Source organism: Silicimonas algicola, from assembly GCF_003970735.1.
Taxonomy (GTDB): Bacteria; Pseudomonadota; Alphaproteobacteria; order Rhodobacterales; family Rhodobacteraceae; genus Silicimonas; species Silicimonas algicola.
The window spans coordinates 3,905,165-3,923,553 of sequence record NZ_CP034588.1; the positions used below are offsets into that span (position 1 = coordinate 3,905,165).

The 18,389-nt window shown below is 62.6% G+C and carries 19 protein-coding genes and 1 pseudogene; 5 read left to right on the forward strand and 15 right to left on the reverse strand.

The features are described from left to right. Nucleotide 1: 1 nt before the first annotated feature. Nucleotides 2-1,201, reverse strand: a complete 1,200-nt coding sequence (locus EF888_RS19355) for an ABC transporter substrate-binding protein (RefSeq protein WP_109760493.1) — start codon at nucleotides 1,199-1,201, stop codon at nucleotides 2-4. Nucleotides 1,202-1,376: 175 nt separating this feature from the next. Here EF888_RS19355 and EF888_RS19360 point away from each other — a divergent pair, with 175 nt between their 5' ends. The 3 genes from EF888_RS19360 to EF888_RS19370 all read left to right on the forward strand — a co-directional run bounded on the left by EF888_RS19360 (nucleotide 1,377) and on the right by EF888_RS19370 (nucleotide 3,663). Next, nucleotides 1,377-1,922 (forward strand): SRPBCC family protein, encoded by a 546-nt coding sequence (locus EF888_RS19360; protein WP_109760492.1) that lies wholly within the window; start codon nucleotides 1,377-1,379, stop codon nucleotides 1,920-1,922. A 242-nt stretch (nucleotides 1,923-2,164) separates the two neighbouring features. Further along, complete coding sequence (locus EF888_RS19365) at nucleotides 2,165-2,860, forward strand: YncE family protein (RefSeq protein ID WP_241239743.1); 696 nt, start codon at nucleotides 2,165-2,167, stop codon at nucleotides 2,858-2,860. Continuing rightward, complete coding sequence (locus tag EF888_RS19370; protein ID WP_109760491.1) at nucleotides 2,857-3,663, forward strand: quinoprotein dehydrogenase-associated SoxYZ-like carrier; 807 nt, start codon at nucleotides 2,857-2,859, stop codon at nucleotides 3,661-3,663. The genes EF888_RS19365 and EF888_RS19370 overlap by 4 nt, the downstream gene beginning before the upstream one ends. A gap of 4 nt (nucleotides 3,664-3,667) precedes the next feature. Here the strand turns inward: EF888_RS19370 and EF888_RS19375 are convergent, their stop codons facing one another. The 7 genes and pseudogenes from EF888_RS19375 to EF888_RS19405 all read right to left on the reverse strand — a co-directional run bounded on the left by EF888_RS19375 (nucleotide 3,668) and on the right by EF888_RS19405 (nucleotide 9,911). Beyond that, nucleotides 3,668-4,204, reverse strand: a complete 537-nt coding sequence (locus EF888_RS19375; protein ID WP_109760490.1) for a PQQ-dependent catabolism-associated CXXCW motif protein — start codon at nucleotides 4,202-4,204, stop codon at nucleotides 3,668-3,670. Beyond that, nucleotides 4,201-5,046 (reverse strand): substrate-binding domain-containing protein, encoded by an 846-nt coding sequence (locus EF888_RS19380; protein WP_109760489.1) that lies wholly within the window; start codon nucleotides 5,044-5,046, stop codon nucleotides 4,201-4,203. The genes EF888_RS19375 and EF888_RS19380 overlap by 4 nt, the downstream gene beginning before the upstream one ends. Then, nucleotides 5,027-5,545, reverse strand: coding sequence for a c-type cytochrome, methanol metabolism-related (locus tag EF888_RS19385; protein ID WP_109760488.1), 519 nt, complete (start codon nucleotides 5,543-5,545; stop codon nucleotides 5,027-5,029). Before EF888_RS19385 ends, EF888_RS19380 begins: the two co-directional genes overlap by 20 nt. 77 nt (nucleotides 5,546-5,622) lie before the next feature. Further along, nucleotides 5,623-7,421 (reverse strand): annotated as a pseudogene (locus EF888_RS19390) (methanol/ethanol family PQQ-dependent dehydrogenase). 121 nt (nucleotides 7,422-7,542) lie between these two features. After that, complete coding sequence (locus EF888_RS19395) at nucleotides 7,543-7,944, reverse strand: c-type cytochrome (RefSeq protein WP_109760487.1); 402 nt, start codon at nucleotides 7,942-7,944, stop codon at nucleotides 7,543-7,545. Between the two features lie 19 nt (nucleotides 7,945-7,963). After that, nucleotides 7,964-8,788, reverse strand: coding sequence for an S-formylglutathione hydrolase (fghA, locus tag EF888_RS19400; protein ID WP_109760506.1), 825 nt, complete (start codon nucleotides 8,786-8,788; stop codon nucleotides 7,964-7,966). Between the two features lie 10 nt (nucleotides 8,789-8,798). Then, a complete protein-coding gene (locus tag EF888_RS19405; RefSeq protein ID WP_109760486.1) occupies nucleotides 8,799-9,911 on the reverse strand; it encodes an S-(hydroxymethyl)glutathione dehydrogenase/class III alcohol dehydrogenase in 1,113 nt (370 codons plus the stop codon). Between the two features lie 153 nt (nucleotides 9,912-10,064). Here EF888_RS19405 and EF888_RS19410 point away from each other — a divergent pair, with 153 nt between their 5' ends. Further along, nucleotides 10,065-10,685 carry a hypothetical protein gene (locus EF888_RS19410; RefSeq protein ID WP_241239744.1) on the forward strand — a complete coding sequence of 207 codons (621 nt, stop codon included), beginning with the start codon at nucleotides 10,065-10,067 and terminating at the stop codon, nucleotides 10,683-10,685. A gap of 1 nt (nucleotide 10,686) precedes the next feature. Here EF888_RS19410 and EF888_RS19415 read toward each other — a convergent pair whose 3' ends face one another. Further along, a complete protein-coding gene (locus EF888_RS19415) occupies nucleotides 10,687-11,715 on the reverse strand; it encodes a quinoprotein relay system zinc metallohydrolase 2 (protein ID WP_109760485.1) in 1,029 nt (342 codons plus the stop codon). 122 nt (nucleotides 11,716-11,837) lie between these two features. On the opposite strand from EF888_RS19415, the gene EF888_RS19420 reads away from it, so the two are divergent. After that, entirely contained in the window at nucleotides 11,838-12,656 is an 819-nt protein-coding gene (locus EF888_RS19420) for a quinoprotein dehydrogenase-associated SoxYZ-like carrier (RefSeq protein ID WP_109760484.1), read from the forward strand. 10 nt (nucleotides 12,657-12,666) lie between these two features. On the opposite strand, the gene EF888_RS19425 is transcribed toward EF888_RS19420, so the two are convergent. The 6 genes from EF888_RS19425 to EF888_RS21980 form a co-directional block, all read right to left on the reverse strand. Next, nucleotides 12,667-13,011 (reverse strand): hypothetical protein, encoded by a 345-nt coding sequence (locus EF888_RS19425; RefSeq protein WP_109760483.1) that lies wholly within the window; start codon nucleotides 13,009-13,011, stop codon nucleotides 12,667-12,669. After that, nucleotides 13,008-13,670, reverse strand: coding sequence for a hypothetical protein (locus EF888_RS19430; protein WP_109760482.1), 663 nt, complete (start codon nucleotides 13,668-13,670; stop codon nucleotides 13,008-13,010). The genes EF888_RS19425 and EF888_RS19430 overlap by 4 nt, the downstream gene beginning before the upstream one ends. Then, nucleotides 13,667-15,985 carry a hybrid sensor histidine kinase/response regulator gene (locus EF888_RS19435; RefSeq protein WP_241239745.1) on the reverse strand — a complete coding sequence of 773 codons (2,319 nt, stop codon included), beginning with the start codon at nucleotides 15,983-15,985 and terminating at the stop codon, nucleotides 13,667-13,669. Before EF888_RS19435 ends, EF888_RS19430 begins: the two co-directional genes overlap by 4 nt. Next, the gene (locus EF888_RS19440) at nucleotides 15,982-17,148 is read right to left on the reverse strand and encodes an FIST N-terminal domain-containing protein (RefSeq protein WP_241239746.1); all 1,167 of its coding nucleotides are present in this window, start codon (nucleotides 17,146-17,148) and stop codon (nucleotides 15,982-15,984) included. The genes EF888_RS19435 and EF888_RS19440 overlap by 4 nt, the downstream gene beginning before the upstream one ends. Nucleotides 17,149-17,159: 11 nt before the next feature. Beyond that, the gene (locus tag EF888_RS19445; RefSeq protein WP_109760481.1) at nucleotides 17,160-17,891 is read right to left on the reverse strand and encodes a LuxR C-terminal-related transcriptional regulator; all 732 of its coding nucleotides are present in this window, start codon (nucleotides 17,889-17,891) and stop codon (nucleotides 17,160-17,162) included. Between the two features lie 83 nt (nucleotides 17,892-17,974). Then, on the reverse strand, nucleotides 17,975-18,358 hold the full coding sequence (locus EF888_RS21980) for a hypothetical protein (RefSeq protein WP_164721760.1): 384 nt from the start codon (nucleotides 18,356-18,358) through the stop codon (nucleotides 17,975-17,977). Nucleotides 18,359-18,389: the final 31 nt, after the last annotated feature.

Here is an 18,389-nt window from a genome sequence, read left to right on the forward strand (position 1 = left end):
GTCATCCTTGTCCGAGGGCCGTACAGGCGGATTCTGGGCGGTCGAGGCCAAGCGTGTCCTGAAGGGCGGTTCGATGAAGGAAGCCCTCCTGCGGGCTGACGCTTACCGTGATGCGGTCGTCGAAGAGGATCACCTCCTGCCGCATTTGCCCGTTCCAGTCGCGGAAGTTGACCTGGTGGCCTTTGAAGCCCGCCAGTTCAAAGGCATCCGATAGAAGGAAATCGATTACCGTGGTCACGTCGTCCGATTGCGTGCGGGTGACGGCCTCACCCAGGGCACGAAGCGCAATCCAGGTGTTGTAGTCCTCGTCCTTCATGTAGCGGACGGCGATTTTCTCGAACCGGTTCTGAAGCTGAGTGGCTCCGAAAGCCTCGTGCCCGCCGTGCATCTGCACCGGCCTCAGACCGGCGGAACCCATGACCGGACGCGGGGTCCAGAGGTGATAGGTCAGGTAGGGTGCGAAATAGTCACTGGCGTCGGCGGCGATGACCACGTCGTGCTCGGGCAGATCCTGCATGAATACGGGCAATTGTCGTTGCACCAGAACATGGCCCGAGTCGGTGCGCCGGGTGCCGCCGATGTCCTCGAAGATCCGCTCTTCGACGATGTCGGCCCCGAACTTCCGCGCCGCTTTGCGATAGGCATCGGCCAGCGCCACGTCGGGCGTGTTCGACCCCGCGATGAGGACGAGGCGCGTCCATTTCTTCCAGACGGCGAACTGGATCACCGCATCGGCCTGCTGCTGATAGCTTGTCGCGGTGTGCAGAAGGTTCGCCCTGCATTGGTCGTCGCGCAGGGGCATGTCCGCAGCCTCGGCGTTGAACACCATCGCGCCGGCCTCGGCCGCCTTGTCGGTCAGCCGAAGCAGATCGTCCATCCGCGCGATGACGACGATGTAGCGAAGGCCCTCGGCCAGGATTTCGTCCATCGCGGCGTCCGCGGTCTCCGGTGTCGCCGCACGCGTCGTCGTGGCGTAGGTGTGCCCCAGGAAGGTTCCGGTCGTATTGTTGTCCTCGTCTGCAAGCAGACCGCCGGCGACGCCCAAGTCGTCGGGTCTGAGATCGAAGCGTGAGATCGGCAAGGGGACCTGGTAGTCGACACGCAGAACGGCCGCGCGGACGTCTATGGCTTGTGCGGGCTCTCCGGCGAGGACGAGCATCGACACTGCCAAGCAAACGATCTGCGCGATACGAAACGGCATCTCTCTCCCTCATCAGGCCTTCAGGATCGATCCTCACGCCAACGCGCGGCGTCTGTAACCGCTACTTTTGGCCGAGTTGTTTCATAAGCTTAGTCGCTCCATCATTCCCCTCGACTCTTATTTTTTAAGAACGGGAGGCTGCCGCATGCGGCGGGTCGCCCGAGGAGGAGGATCCATGAAAAGACGCGCCTTTCTGGGATCGGCGGTCGGAGCCGCCGTCGCGCCGACGCTGGCCTTGGCACACGGACCGACACGGCAAAAGGTGACCCTGGAAGCCGAAGTCGCGGCCAACCCCGAAGAGGTCTGGACCGTGATAGGTGATTTCCAGGAAATGAGCTGGCATCCGGCCGTCTTCTCGACCGAAGGCGAGAATGGAAACCAGATCGACGCGACCCGCAGGCTGACGCTTGGCCAGGAGGGCGGCGGCAGCATCGACGAAGTGCTCTTCAAGTACGACGCCGACAAGATGACATATTCCTATCGCATCGAGAACGTGTCGGTCGACGTGCTGCCGGTGACGAACTACTCGTCTCACCTGACGGTCAAGCCGCGAGACGGCGGCGGCTCCGTCGTGGAATGGCGCGGGGCGTTTTACCGCGGCTACCCCAACAACGATCCGCCCGAGAACCTGAACGACGAGGCCGCGATCGCTGCGGTGACCGGCGTGTATCAGGCCGGTTTGGACGCCCTTGTCGAACGCTTCGGTGCGCCGGCGTCCTGACCTGGTAATGGTCGCTTGCCTGCTTGCCCTGTGTTCCACGGCGGCGGCGGACACAGCCTATGTCACCTGTCAGAACGGCGAAGAGGTCGTCGTCATCAATCTCGACACCGGAGAGACGCGCGCGACTTGGAGCATGCCCGGCAAACCGGCCGGCATCGCGATCGGCAGGGATGGCGCGGAGGTTTATATCGTGTCCCCCCGAAGGCAAGACGGTCCGCCGGCTCGATGCGTTGACGGGAGAAATGCTCGCCTCTGTGAAGCTGGATGGGGGACCAACGGGGATCGCCGCCGACCTTTCCCGTGGGCGCATCTTCGTCTCGGACTGGTTCGCATCGCGAATTTGGGTGCTGGACGCCATGTCGCTGAAGCCGACGGCAGAATTGCCGGTCGGAGCCTCGCCAGCGGGACTTGCACTGTCGGACAGCGGCCGCTTCCTTGCCTCCGCAGACAAGGACTCCGACCAGGTGTCCATCTTCGATGCTGAGAGCCTCGACCCAGTTGGTACTGTCGCGGTCGGCCTTCGCCCTTACGGCCTTCGCTTTGCGCCGGATGGACGGCTCTTCGTGGCCAACGTGGGTACGAACGATGTCAGCGTGATCGACCCGGAGAGCCGAAAGGTTACCGATACCTTTCCGGTCGGCGAACGCCCTTATGGCATCGCCTTCTCCAGGGATCGCATCTTTGTCACGAACCAGTACGGCAATAGCCTGAGCGTCCTGTCACTCGACAATCTGTCGCCAGTCGATGAAATCGACACGGGAGAGTATCCCGAAGGGATAGACACGACATCTGGCGGGTCTTCGGTCGCTCTGGTGAACTGGTTCGACAACACGCTGATGGTCGTCGATGCCTCGACGCTGGCAATCTCTGCTACATACGACACTTGCGACGGACCCCGTGCCTTCGGCACATTCCTCACTGGAGGAGACAATAGATGAGACTTGCCCTGATCGCCGCCGCAGCCTGTGCGGCAACGCCAACCCTGGCGGGCGAAAGCTGGGACGACATCAGCGCCGCGCTTTACGGCGATCAGATGCTTCTGGCCGCAACCGGCATCATCGCCATCGATGCGCCATACCGGACGCCAGACGACTCCCGCGCTCAGATGGCGGCCCATGTCGTTGCACCCTCGGGCACGACCGTCGAGGAAGTGACCGTGGTGCTCGACGAGAACCCGATGCCGGTTTCGGCCGTGTTCCGGTTCGCCGAGCCGATCCCGCGTTTCTATTTCGATGTGACGATGCGAGTGAACGGGCCGACACCTCTTCACGTCGTGGCCCGCACCAGCGACGGACGCCTGTTCGTAGCCGAAAGCTTCGTCAAGACGACGGGACAGGGCGCCTGCGCGGCGCCTCCGGGCGTCGACCCGGACATCGCGCTTCTGACCCTTGGCGAAATGGAGATCGCCCTGGCGGAACGCACCCCTCTTCCGCCTGGTGAGATGAGGCTCGCAAGCCTTGCCGAGCGCCTCAACACGCTGGACGTGGCCATCGACCATCCGCAGCACTCGGGGATGCAGATGGATCAGATCACGCTTCTCTTCACGCCGATGCGCTACATCGAGTCCCTGGGCATCGACCTTGAGGGAGGCGAATACGTCGACATGACCGGCTCTATCTCGCTGTCCGAGAATCCACAGGTCTCGCTGTCAATCCCGTCGGGAAGCCAGTCCGTCGATGTCACGATGACCGATACCGAAGGCACCGTCACCGAGGCGCACAAGGACCTGACAGGCTACTGAAAAGCTACGGCTGCGGCTCTTCGGGCGTTATCCGCTCCACCGGATAGTCCCAGAGTGCCCAGCCGTCCGTGCCCTCGGGCAGCCAGTAGACCGAGGAGTAACCCCACGCGATCGCGCGTCTGGCGGCGTTCCAACTCATCCAGCAATCCTCCAGGCAGAAGAAGACTACGGGATGTGCCAAGTCGCCGCCCGTCCCCTCTTCGAGACCGCGCCGAAAGTAATGGGCGGTCACCTCCGCGATGGCTCCGTATCCGACGTTCGGAAGCCAGATCGCGCCGGGAATCGAGTCGCGTGGCTTGTCGCGCCATATCGTGCCGGCGGGGAGGTTGTCGGGTTTGGGCGCCTGAGGCAGGACGTCGATGAAGAAGGCCTCTCCGTCCTCCCAGAGGTCGTGCGCCTCCTCCGGACCTACGACCGTTCCGCCCGTCAATGTAGAGGGGACGGGCGCGCGGTACTCGTCCATCCGATAATCGTCGGGCTCGGCCACCTGCGCCCCCGCCGCTCCCGTCAATGCGAGAAGAGCGGCGAGGACCTTCATCATTGTCCGAGGTCCACGACCTCGGTTCCCAGGTCGTTCACCAGAGGCACACCCGCCTCGACCAGGATTGCATTGATCTCGTCCTGATGCCGACGGATGAGGGAATTCAGCTCGCGCTGCCAGACCTTCTCGCCCTGACGGACTCCCATCGTGATCCGGAAGAACAGACGCGGCGGAAGCTCTTCCTTGACGAGCGGCGTGACCTTCATCCCGGGATAGGACGACTTGACCAGTGGCCCGCCGAGCGGACCCCAGAGAATGGCGGCGTCGATGGTGCCCGCCTTGAGGTCGTCCAGCATGTTGATTGCCGGACTTTCATAACGTCGGTCGACCACGAGGTTATATGGCTTTGCGGCCTTCATAAGCCCGTTGTGCGCCATGTGCGCCGAGGGCGGCGTTCCAGCGATGATCCCTATCTTGACCGACTTCAGGGCCGCATCCGAAAGCGTGTCGACGTTGGCAAGGGGTCCATCTTTCGGAACGATCAGGGCATAGGCAGAGGTGAGGTAGTGGTTGGTGTTGAGCACCAACTCCTCGCCCTGCGCATAACCGATGACGACGTCGCACTTCTTGGCGTTCAGGGTATTGCGGATGAACCCCGTTGCCATCGGGTACCACGTGTACTGGACGGGTATGCCCAGCTTGTCGGCGAAGAATTCGGCCAGCTCGTTTTCATAGCCTCCCTCCTTGTCGTCGGACATCGGAAGGTTGGCGGGGTCAGCGCAGACGCGCAGCGCAGTCTGGGACACGAGGTCCGATGTCTGCGCAGAAGCCATCCCCGCCAGCGATGCCAGAAGGAGCGATACGAGCGCCGCGCGGGTCAGCTTAACTTCCCATGCAAGCATCTTCAGCCTCGGAGAATGCCTCGGGCTTATCCTGCTTCTTTGCCGGCCGGCCGCGACCGACGGTATCGGTGCCACGGGCTCTGAGGTAGGTGTAGATATCGTCGAGGTAGCACATCACGTTCGGGTTCTGGCCAAGCGCGGGCATCACGAGGTTCTGCGCTGCGTTCACCTCCTGCTTGCCGTTCACGACGATGTCCTGGAACTCGTAGTAGTCGAGCCGCATGACCGACTCCTGAAGCGCAGGGGCATAAGAGCCGCCGGCTCCGTCCGGCCCGTGGCACTGGAAGCATTCGGCGTTATAGCGGCGGAAGCCTGAAAACGTCGCGAAATCGACCGTTCCATCCTCTTCGACCTTGAACGTCGGAATGCCGTGCTGCGTGTACCAGCGTCCGCCTTCTTCGTAATCGGCGGCGGTATCGGTGATTTCTTCCTGCGCGACGGCGGACTGCCCGAGCGTCAGCGCGATTCCCGCGGCCAACAAGAGCCTCATCTTACTCATCTCCGGTTTTTCCTTATCTGACGAAGGGGGGCTGGCGCGACGAATGCGCCAGCCCCGTGTCTTGTCTCAGGCCCGGTTCAGTTGGGGAGCTTGAACACGGTCAGCTGGCCACCGAGCGCGGTGTAGTCGCTGAGAGCGGCGTAGCCGCCCACGGCGCCCAGGCCGTCGTTCGGGTTGGTCAGACCGGCCGCGAGGCCGATACCAGCCCAGCCACCGACGCCCGACAGGATGCCGATGTACTGCTCGCCGTCGCGCTCGTAGGTCATCACGTTGCCGATGATGCCCGAGGGGGTCTTGAACCTGTAGAGTTCTTCGCCCGTCTCGGCGTCGACGGCCTTCAGGTAACCTTCCAGCGTACCGTAGAAGACGACGCCGCCTGCGGTGGCCAGAGCGCCCGACCATACCGAGAACTGCTCGGGAATCGACCACTTGATCTCGCCAGCGATGTTGTCCCAGGCGATGAAATTACCCATGCCGCCATGGCTGTCCGGCGCGGGGTACATCGCCAGCGTCGCACCGACGTAGGGCTGTCCAGCGGTATAGCTGACCTGGAACGGCTCGTAGTCCATGCAGACGTGGTTCGTGGGCACGTAGAACAGCTGGGTATCCGGCGAATAGGCTGCCGGCTGCTGGTCCTTGGAGCCGAGAGCAGCCGGGCAGATGCCGGTCGAGTTCACGTCCTCGCCGTTCTGCTCGGTCGAGTACTGCGCGACCACCTGCGGTCGGCCGTACTGATCCGACGACGGATCCATCACCACTTCCGTTGCCCAGTTGACGACCGGGTCGTACTTTTCGGCCACGAGTAGTTCGCCCGTCACTCGGTCGAGCGTATAGCCGAAGCCGTTACGGTCGAAGTGGGTGAGAAGCTTGCGCTCGGTTCCGTCGATGGCCTGCTCCGACAGGATCATCTCGTTGATCCCGTCATAGTCCCACTCGTCGTGGGGCGTCATCTGGTAGAACCACTTGGCCATGCCGGTGTCGATGTCGCGTGCCATGACCGTCATGGACCAGCGGTTGTCGCCCGGACGCTGCGCCGGGTTCCAGGTCGAGGGGTTGCCGGTGCCGTAGTAGAACAGGTTCTCGTCGAGGTCGGCAGAATACCAGCCCCAGGTGGTGCCGCCGCCGATCATCCACTGATCGCCTTCCCAGGTATTCGTGCCCGAGTTCTCGCCGACCGGCTCGCCCAGATGGGTCGTCGTCGCAGGATCGACAAGGATGTCGGAGTCCGGACCCATGGAATAAGCACGCCACTCCTGCTCGCCTGTTTCCATGTTGTACGCCGTCACCGAACCGCGGACGCCGAATTCGCCGCCCGAGATGCCGGCGATGACCTTGTCCTTGATCGGCAGAACCGTCGCGGTGTTGGTCTCGCCCTTGGAGGGATCGCCGTTCACGACTTCCCACACCACTTCGCCGGTCTCGGCGTCGAGTGCGACGACCTTCGTATCGGCCTGGTGAAGGAAGATCTTGCCTTCAGCATAGGCGACACCGCGGTTGACGGTATCGCAGCACATCACCGGGATGACGTTCGGGTCCTGCTTCGGCTCGTACTTCCACTTGATCTTGCCATCGTTGGCCAGATCGAGCGCGTAGACGATGTTCGGAAACGGGGTATGAACATACATCGTGTCGCCGATCACCAGCGGCGAGCCTTCGTGACCACGAAGAACGCCCAGGTCCATGCCACCTGCAGGTCGCCGACGTTCTCCTTGTTGATCTTGTCCAGGGCCGAATAGCGCTGGTTCTTGTAGTCGCCCGTCTGGATCGCCCACTGAGCGGGGTTCTCCATCTGGGTCACAAGGTCATCGTTCGCCAAGGCGGCTGATGCCACCAGGCAAAGCGCGACCCCGGAGGTCAAAAGCGTACGCACTTTCATTCCAAGTCCTCCCAAAATACGACGCGCAGCGCCGTCGTTGCACGCCCGGTCCTCCTCGACCGGGAGCGATAATATGCCGACTGTCCCCGTGTGCGGGACGGTCGGCCCTTCTCGTCCCCGCTTAGCTTCCCTCAGCCGGGAAGGTCGCGAGATACGCGATCACGTTCGTGCGTTCCTCTTCCTTGCGGAGGCCCGCGAAAGACATCTTCGTGCCCGGAGCAAAATCCTTGGGTTTCTCGATGAACTGCGCCAGCGTCTCGGGCGTCCAGACGGTGCCATCGGCGCCGAGTGCCGTAAGTGCGTCCGAGTATGAAAAGTCCGGCTCGCTCGCGATGACGCGGCCGACGATCCCATTCAGCTCCGGACCGGTCTTGTTGGCGGCGTCGGCACCCACGGCATGGCAGGCCTGGCATTTCCTGAACACCTTTTCTCCGGCAGCGGCATCACCGGGGACGGCGTCCTGAGCGGCGGCGGCAAAGGGGAGGCAGGCGAGGGCGAGGCTGACGATCAATTTGTTACGCATTGGAAGGTTCCTTTTCGACTCATGAGAGATTCGCCGCATGAAAAGCGACGTGATCGGCAGCAAAGCTATTAACGAAAAAATAGGAATGGTCATATCCGCGCTGCATCCGGAACTCGCCCGGTTGGCGGCGCTTCGCCATCATGCCTGCCAGAGCCTCAGGCTTGAGCAAGTCGAGGAATTGATCGGATGCCCCCTGATCGACGAGAATCTCGCCCTTCCAGCCGTATTCTTCCAGAAGCAGCGTCGAGTCGTGCTCGGCCCAGACACTCTCGTCGTTCCCGAGATAGGCGCCAAGTTGCTTGCGGCCCCAGTCGGATTGCGTCGGATGCGCGATCGGCGCGAAGGCAGACAGCGAATGGTAGCTGTCGGGGTTGCGCAAGGCGATCGTGATGGCCCCGTGTCCGCCCATGGAATGACCCGTAATCCCGTGACGGTCGTTCACGGGCAGGTTCTCCTCCACTACACCGCGCAATTCCTTCACGACGTAGTCGTACATCTGATAATGCGCCGACCACGGAGCCTCGGTCGCGTTCACATAGAAACCCGCGCCCTTGCCCAGATCGTAGGCATCGTCGTCCGCGACACCCTCGCCGCGGGGCGAAGTATCGGGAAATATGACAGCGATCCCGTGATGTGCCGCGGTCTCCTGGAAACCTCCCTTGGTCATCGCGTTCTCATGCGTACAGGTCAGACCCGACAGGTACCAAAGTACCGGGACCGGACCATCCTCGGCCTGAGGCGGCAGATAGGCCCCGAACGTCATCTTCCCGCCGCATACGGCAGAGTCATGGCTGTAGACGCCTTGAACCCCGCCGAAGCTTCGATTTTCCGAGATGCGTTCCAGGTTCATCGGATCAATACACCACCACCGAGCGGATGGATTCGCCCGCATGCATGAGGTCGAATCCCTTGTTGATGTCGTCCAGCGAGAGGGTGTGGGTGATCATCGGGTCGATCTCGATCTTCCCGTCCATGTACCAGTCCACGATCTTCGGAACGTCGGTTCGCCCGCGTGCGCCTCCGAACGCAGTGCCCCGCCATGTGCGGCCGGTCACGAGCTGGAAGGGACGGGTCGAGATCTCGGCGCCGGCAGGAGCCACGCCGATGATGATGCTCTCACCCCAGCCCTTGTGAGCGCACTCAAGCGCGGTCCGCATCACCTTGACGTTTCCGGTCGCGTCGAAGGTGTAGTCCGCGCCGCCCTTGGTCAGGTTCACGAGATACGGCACGAGATCGCCCTCAACCTCGGACGGGTTGACGAAGTCGGTCATGCCGAATCGCTCGGCCATTGTCTTCTTGTCGTTGTTCAGATCGACGCCGACGATCTGGTCCGCCCCGGCAAGGCGCAGACCCTGGATGACGTTCAGGCCGATACCGCCCAGACCGAAGACGACGGCGCGCGATCCGATCTCGACCTTCGCTGTATTGATGACGGCACCGATCCCGGTCGTCACGCCGCAGCCGATGTAGCAAATCTTGTCGAAGGGCGCGTCCTCGCGGACCTTCGCCAACGCGATCTCGGGCAGCACCGTATGGTTCGAGAACGTCGAGCAACCCATGTAGTGCAGGATCGGGTCGCCATCGAGCGTCGAGAACCTCGACGTCCCGTCGGGCATCAGGCCCTGACCTTGGGTGGAGCGGATCGCCTGGCAGAGGTTCGTCTTGGGATTGAGACAGTATTCGCACTCACGGCACTCTGGCGTGTAGAGCGGAATGACATGGTCGCCCTTTTTCAGACTGGTGACGCCCTCGCCCACCTCAATGACGACGCCAGCACCCTCGTGACCGAGAATCGCCGGAAACATGCCTTCAGGATCGGCACCGGATAGCGTGAACTCGTCGGTGTGGCAGATGCCGGTCGCCTTGATCTCGACAAGAACCTCTCCGGCTCTCGGGCCATCGAGGTTGACCTCCATGATCTCGAGCGGCTTTCCAGCCTGTACAGCCACGGCGGCACGCGTTCTCATCGGTCTCCTCCCATATCGTCGCCCCCCTGTGTCCGGGGTTTCTTAGAATATAAGAAGCAGCTCACACCCTGAACAATTGATACGATGGTGTGTATTGGCGCTGCCGATCAGGACCGAAAGGGTGCAAGGGCGCATATCGAAAAGGAGGGAACCATGAAGCGGAACACGGCTCTTCTGACGGTCGCGATTGCGGGCCTCCTCAACCTTTTCGCCATGACAGCCGATGCTGCGGACTATGCCGATCCCACCTGGCCCTGCATCCAGCGCAAGGTCGAGACGCTTTCGCCTGCCCTGATGTGGTCGCATCCCCTGCCCGAAACCCCTGCCAGCAAAGAAGAGAGTGCCGCGGTTGACCTGATGGCTGAACGACTGACGCTGCGACGGAGCGACCTCGAAAGCCTACGGCCCGAGGTTCAGGCTTTTGCCGAAAGATATAGCGGAGACCCCGAGGTCATGGGCCGGGTGTTCCAGCGGGCGTTCAAGGGTCTCGACACGCGCCGCACGAGAATCATCAAGGGAATCGCCGATTTCTCGCTTAGCCAGATTGCTCTGGCCAAAAGTATCGAAAACACGCGAAGCGAGATGGACACGCAGATGGCCGCAGACGAGCCAGATTTCGACCGTGTCGACGAGTTGGAGGAGAAGCTGGATTGGGATCAGCTAATCTATAGCGACCGTCAGAAATCGATTACCTACCTCTGCGAGACACCACAGCTTATCGAGCGCCGCCTGTTCGGCATCGCACAGCTTCTGGCGGAGCACGTCGTCGACTAGCCTACTCCCATTCCAGTTCGGTCCAGGCGACGGTGGCATTGCGCGGGTTGTATGCGTCGAAGAGGCTCCATCTCGTCGCTTCGTCGGCCGCGATGGTTTGAATGGCGTCTCCAATCCGGTCGCCTCGTTCGATAGCGTCACGGGTGTCCGACTCCAGCACCGACAGATACCTTTCCAGGTTTGCGGCACCTTCCGGCCAGTCCAAACTCGCCGCACCGTGGCCGGGAACGACGACCTCAAGCTCACGAAACGTCAGGTCCGTCAGCACACCTTTCCAACCTTTCAGACTGCCATCAAGGGAGGGCGTATGCTCGTCGAAGAGAAGATCGCCCAGGAACATCACGCCGGTCGCGCGGTCGAAAACAGTCATATCGGTGCCTGTGTGCGCGACCGGCCAAGGTTCAACGATAAGGGTCCGGTCACCAAGGTCTATCTCGGTAGGATCCGCTATGGTGACGGAGACTTTCGGGATGGCGCTTCCTGCGAATGAAGAGCCCACCAGCCTCTCGAAACTCGTCACGTAGGTCGAAGCCCGGTCCGCGAGCGCGCGCGGCAAATCGGCATGGCCCACGACCTCGGCCCCCGCTTCGGTGAAGACGCTGGCCCCGAAGATGTGGTCAGGATGCATATGTGTAAGGAGGACATGCGAGACGGGCAGATCTGTCTCGGCCCGAACGGCGCGCCACAGCCCTTCCCCCGCGAGGCGCGAGCCGCCAGCGTCGATGACGGCAACGCTGTCGCGCCCCACGACGAAGCCGGAGTTCGAGACATCGCCGTCGTTTCCCGGCGATGGTTCCTCGATGAGCCCCACATGGACAAAGACGCCGGGCGCGACCTCGAGGATCGAAAGCGTCGGTCCGGAGGGCACGCAGCGCGGTGACCCGTCAGCACCCCCGGGGATCGAAGGCGTCCGGGCCTGAAGTGCCGCGTCGCATCCCTCGAGGGTGGCGGCCTCATATCCAGGAAGCAGGCGGTCCGCACACTCCGCGTTGGCAAGCCCGAGACACAGCGTCACGACGGCTTCAAACATGTCCCGACCCTCCGACCAAACCTCACGGAAGCGTGCGCCCACCTGCGACTGAGGTCCAGATATACCTCCGGCGCGGGTTGTGGCATGATCCACGCCGTGCATCGCTGCGGGAGGACACCGTTATGCGCCTGAGAACAATGTCGATGGCTGCCGCCGTGCTGCTTGTTTCAAGCGGCGCGTTTGCCGAGACCGCCGTTCAGAATCCGCTGACGGACAGCCCGACCTGGGAGGACCTGCGGTTCGATGTCGTAGGCGATGCCGACCTGTCCGAGGGAAGCGACATCCTGTCCGTCGAAGCGCCTTCGCGCGCTGCCGACGCGGCCACGGTCCCGGTCGTGCTAACCCAGACGGACCCCGATGTCCGCATCACGGCTGCAACCGTCGTTGTTGACGAAAACCCCGCGCCGGTCGCCGGTGTATTCACCTTCGGCGACGGCATGGGAGAGCTGTCGTTCGAGATGCGTCTGCGAGTAAACCAGTATTCCAACGTCCGCGTGATCACCGAGACTGAAGACGGCCTTTCGATGACGGGCCGGTTCGTCAAGGCTTCGGGCGGATGTTCTGCGCCGGCGTCGCGCGATCCGGAAAGCGTCCTCGCATCCATGGGCGAGATGAAGCTCCGGCTCTTTGGCGCAATGGACGCGCCACTTCAGTCGAACGTGCTGCGCGAAGCTCAGATCATGGTCCGCCACCCGAACTACTCAGGCCTTCAGCGCGACCAGATCACCCAGTTGTTCATACCGGCGCACTTCATCGACCACCTCGAAGTCTGGCAGGGCGACGACATGCTCTGGGCCATGGATGGCGGTATTTCGATCTCCGAGAACCCCGTCTTCAGGTTCGCGTACATCGACAACGGGTCCGAGGCGTTGACGGTGAAGGCGACGGACACTGCGGGCAACTCGTTCGAACAGGTCCTGGCGAAGGGTCCCGCCACCTGACGTCACGGCGTCAGAAGCAGACGAGTTCCGACTCGGCCTGGGCACGCCGCAGGTCGGCCACGAGGTGCTCTGCATCCGGAGAGCTATTGAACACCGCCATGCGCTCACCCCCGACACGGCGCATCGACAGGACGGTCTCGGCCTCCACGTACTTGTCATAGGGCAGGATCGACGCGATTTCGTCTATCGAGCAGGAGCAGCGTTCCAGCATCTCTCGCGTCTGTCCGTTCTTCGCCATGCAAGCGAAAACATAGTCGGCGCGCGTGGAGGTCGGGTAGTCGTTCAGTCGCGCGGCCTCGTCTTGTGCAGCAGCGGCGAACGGCAGGACCGCCAGGAGGATCGCAAGGCGTCTCACTCTACCACCCCGTCGAAGGTCAATGTCGAGTGGTAGATGGGCGCCTCGTCCCCCGGCACGGATGCCTCGAGACCCAGATACCATCCCGGAACCTCGTCGGACATCGTCACGCTGAGCGTCAGGTCGCCGAAACCCTGCATCCGCTCGCGATTGGGGTCGTTCTCGAAAGGCCTGAGCGTGATCCGGGTCGTCTCGATCTCGCGGCCCTCGAAGGTTTCGCGTCCCTTTTCGATCTCGGCTGGCTGGGTCAGCGCATCCTTCACGCGATTGCGGATGTAGAGAGGACTTCCACCAGCCGCCTCGGCCATATCGCGCACAGTCGTCTCGTAGAAGTACATGATGATCGGATTGCCGACGCTCGCGGGGAAGGTTCCAAGGCCGCGCTCCTTGCCATCCTGGTGCAGGGAAAGTGCGACCGCCGCAGGTTCGGTCTTTAGAAAGGCAAGCTGAATATCACCCGTGTCGCGATCCTCGGCCTCTGGCACAAGTTCGCTTGTCACCTCGCGGCGATACTCCAGACCGCTGTCTCGGTCCACAGCGTCAAGAGTTCCATTCCTGAATAGCAGGTCATAGCTTTCCTCGGCCCCGATGGTTTCCGCACCAAGCGGAAGGGCAAAGGCCGCGACGCCAAGGATCGCGGCGAAAACGGTGGTCTTCATTCTGCGGCTCCTCTTTCCGGAGTCCGATCCTTGGTCAGCGGGCCAGCCGAGTCATCGCCGACCTTCGTATGCATCGATGCCTTTGCCTCGGCGGCAGTCGACGCAAGCCTGACCTTCCAGTCCATGAGCTGCCGCAAGCGCGAGAGCTTGATCGGCTTCGTCATCACGGACACGTCGTCGGGAATTGCGGCCTCGAGAACCGCCTCGCTTCGGTCGGCGGTGATGATGATGGCGGGCACATGGGTCCGCGTCACCTCACGGACCGCGGCGATGACCTGAACGCCCGTCTGCCCGTTGTCCAACTGGTAGTCGGCAAGGATGATGTCAGGCGGCATTCCCATGTCTTCGATGAAACGCAGAGACTCGTCGCGGTCTCGGGCGGCAAAGACGCTGGCGCCCATCTGCTCCAGCCATTTTGTCGTGGCGAAAAGGACATCCTCGTCGTTTTCGACCACCAGCACGATCTGGTCGAAGGCAACGTCCTCGGGAGCGGGCAGCCGCGCCAAAGGCTCGCCCGGAACGGCCTCGCCATCTGCGCGGTCGAGCGTGATCGAGAAGATCGAGCCGACGCCCGGCTTGGATCTGACGGAAAGCTGGTGCCCCAGAAGCCGACAGGCTCGGTCGACCACTGACAACCCCAGCCCCATGCCGGACCCAAGCGGCACGCCACCCGCTCGCGTGAACTCTTCGAAGATGCGCTTCTGGTCCCCAAGCGCTACGCCGATGCCGGTGTCCCAGACCTGCACCTCGACCTTCTCGCCGCGTCGTCTGCAACCGACCAGCACACGGCCGCCCGGTTCGGTGTACTGGATAGCGTTGACGACCAGGTTTTGGATCGACCGCAGAAGGTACACTGGGTCCGAACGCACCACCGCGTTGCAGGACACGACGTCGAACCGCACGTTCTTCTGCTCGGCGAGAAGGGCCTGGTCGCCGTGGATGCCGGCGAGAAGCGCGCCCAGGCTGACGTTCGCGACCGAAACGGCATTCGCATCGGCGCTTTCAAGGCGAGAGATGTCGAGAAGCGAGCGCAGAAGTTGCTCGGCCGATCCGAAGGCCCCGAAAAGCCGCTCCACCAGAGGATAGTAGGCGGTGTCACGCGTGCTTTCCTTGAGCGTCGAGATCAGAAGCTGCGCGGCGTTGATCGGTTGAAGAAGGTCGTGGCTCGCCGCGGCGAGAAACCTCGTCTTCGACGAGATGGCGGCCTCCGCGCGATCGCGCGCGACACGCAGTTCGTCCTCCACCCGCGCCTTTTCGCGGTATTCGCGGCTGAGCCTCTCGTTGGCTTGGAGCAACTCGGCCGTCCGCTCGCGGACCCTTTTTTCCAGCATCTCAGCGGTCCGGACGGACAAGGTGACATCCGAGACTTCGATGATGTAGCCCCCGTCGGGCAGCCGGTTCGCGTGAATGTCGAGGACCTTTTCCTCGGCCTGGCGAAGCCGCAGTTTCAAGACCCCCTCGGCCCGAAGCGTACTCCACCACAGGCTTGGGCGCGGCGCCTCGCCGCCGTCGACGCTGTGGTTCCGCTCCAGAAGCTCGACCAGATGTGCAGCATCGACACCGGGTGCAACGTCTTCGGGCGGCAGGTTGAGAAGGTCGCAAAAACGTGTGTTCACCAGAAGTATGCGCCCGGACTTTGACAGGGTGCAGGCACCCGCGCCTATGTTATCGAACACGGCGCGCAGGTAATCTTCCTGAAGGTCGATCAGGGTTTCCTTCTCCACCCGGTTCTGCCGGACGAGCTTGGTTATCTCGGTCACGAGCAGGACGATGCTGCCCCTGGGCGTGTTCTGCACGTTCAACTGGAACCAGCGGTCGTCCCTAAGCTCGATGACCAGCGCAAGCGCTTCCTTCTTGCGACGCAGGCGGGTGCCGATCTCGTGAAGGCTGCGGTCAGACGAGACGAAGGCCTCGCTTTCCGCGATAAGCGCAAAGAAGCGGTCGGTGCCGAGGTTAGGTACGAAATCGGCGGCGCGATCGGGAAGAAGTTGCGACAGGAATTCGTTCGTCACATGCAGCCGGTCGTCCATGAAGAGGGCGAACCCCTCTGCCATGGACGACAGAGCCTCGACCAGACCCTGGCGTGTACGCTCGCGATCGAAGCGGACGCTGGCAAGCTCGGTCTCGGCCCGCTTCAGATCTCGGGTCTGCGCCTCGATCCTCTCTTGAAGCTCGATGGCGGACTGGAATGCGCGGAAGGCGGCCGGACCGATGTCATTATGGCGGTCGGCGCGGCGGATCAGCGCGTCGATGATTTTCTCCTGGCGCTCAAGACGAAGCTCGATCGGTTCGGCGGGGTCGACGAGACCGTTCACGGAGTAGGCTCCCTGGACTGGGCCTCAAAGAAGGCGACGCCCACGAAGGTCTGGTTCATGTGGACGCCGGACTGTTGCTCGCCGTAGGTGTTGAAGCCGAAAACCCGACGCTTGCGAAGGATCTGGGAGACGTTGCGGTGAAGCTGCTTCTGTTCGATCTCGAGCTTGCGGAGGGCGCAGTCGAACCCAAGCACGAAATCTGGCACGTGGCCTCCCGCGTTCTGGATGTCGAGGCCCGCATCGAGTGTCTCGATGATCTCCCGCCCCCGGCCAAGTGTCAGGATTAGTCCGTCGTCGATGGCAGCAAGGAAAGACATCGCGTGATTGTCCGATACCTCTCGTACGGCGCGGACGTAGAACTTCTGGTTGTGCCGCAGAAGCATCGGGTTCTCGGCGAAGACTTCGGGCGACAACTGTGTGACGGGACAACCGACCAGCCGCGCGTATTCCAGCGCCGCCGGAGCTCCATTGATCTCGTAGACAAGCCTCTCGTCCGGGTCAGCGCGGGTAATGACGATCTGGCGCCCCATCGGCAGAAAGTGGTCGAAGCCGATCCCCTGGAATTCGAGGTTGGTCTCGACGAGGACGAGAACGGCGGCATTTGAGTGTGCGCGGCCGTCGTGCAGGACGAACGACCTCTCGAACCGGAAACCGTCGCCAGCCGAGCCGCCGAAGATCGGGACGCCTTTGAGCACCGCGTCGAGGGTCGAGATCAGCAGGTCTTCCTGCTTGCTCAATCCGTCGCAGAACACGAGGCCAAGTCGCTTCCACCCCATCCTGTGCCGGAACTTGTCGTCCAGCCGCTGTGCCTGGGCCGCGACCTGGGGCGCTTCGAGAGGGGCAAGGTCGTCGATCAGGGCGGAGGCGCATCGGAAGTTGGCCTTGGGAAAAGCCAGGAGGAGGAGGGCGTGATCCTCGTATCCTTCTCCGGTGATCTGGCCTGCGGTGGTGCAGCCATAGACGGGCGGGCCGGGCAGGCGCGCGGAAAGGGCCTGCGCCGTCTCGTCCACGTCGAGGTGCGAGGGAAGAAACGCAAGCACGAAACAGACCTCGGACACATCGAAGGCCGAGACCGCTTCGTCGACGGCCGCCACCGGATTAGGTTCGTCCGAGCGTCCGATCCAGAGAAAGCGTGGAGCTTCGAGCGTTACGGCGTCATCCACCCCCGGCTCCGTCAGTTCTTCAGGAAGGCCTGGATTTCCGGTTCGCCGCCCCCAGACCGGGCAGCAAGCTGTTCGACCAGGACCGCCGCCTGCGTCCGGTTGCGGACTCCGAGTCGACGCAGAAGGGCTGTGATGTGTGCCTTTACCGTGGCTTCGGCCAAGGACAGTTCGTAGGCAATCTGCTTGTTCGGATTGCCCGTACATATGAGCTTCAGGATTCGCTTCTGCTGCGGCGTGAGTTGTGCAAGCTGGGGGTTCACGCCGAAGACAGAGCAAAGCTCGTCACCCTGTTCCGGCTCCTCGTCCTTCGCGTCTCGGTACTCAGGCGGGACATAGCGCCTGCCGGCAGCAATTTCGGAAATGGCGTGCCTGAGTGTCTTGGCAGAGCTTTCCTTGGGCAGAAAGCCCATGGCCCCGCGATCGAGAAGCGACCGGACCAGTTCGGGCGAGGCCAGCGACGAGATCACGAGGATGCGGGCCCTCGAAAGCCGGACCGTCAGTTCCTCGAAGCTCGAAATGCCGGAAACGTCGGGGAGCTTGAGATCGAGAAGGATGAGGTCGGGCTCGATCCCCTCGTCCAGAAGCGCCAAAGTCTCAAGCAGGCTGCCCGCCCGGTGAATTTGGCAATTTTCGAAGATATGCGTCAGCGTCGCCGCAAGCGCGTCACTGTAAAGCGGATGGTCGTCGACGATCATCACGCTCGACATGGACACCGTCGATGACAGGTCTGCCGACATGTACATAATGATTCTCCCTGACCACAAGCTAGCGGAACAGTCCCCCGTTTCCACAACTTATGTGGCCGCTCTGCCGCAGGGTCAGGCGCCTATTCGCTCCCTACCGAAATGAAGCTACGGGAAAATTGGGCGAGATCGGGTGGCGCACCGGCGGGATCGAACAGGGTGCGGTCGAGCGACGCGATGAGATCCTGGCGAGCCGGCGATGGTCCGTCGCGCTCGATCATGCGGGCCGCCATCCGCCGCGCGGCACGGCCGTCGCCCTTGCGCGCGGCTTTCACCAGACCCTGGGCCAATGGGTCAATCCGGGGCACGCGCCAGAGAACCTCGTTCGCCGTGACCGTCCGGCCTCTCAGGCCGACGGAAATCCCCCCGAGAAAGATCGGGGCTGCGGCACTGGCGACAGGCCAACCGGGCAGCCGTACCTCTTGAACCCGTGCGGCGGCGGGCGGCGGATCTGACGGCACTTTCACCCCATAAGCGATCCGCTGCGGTGAGATGACG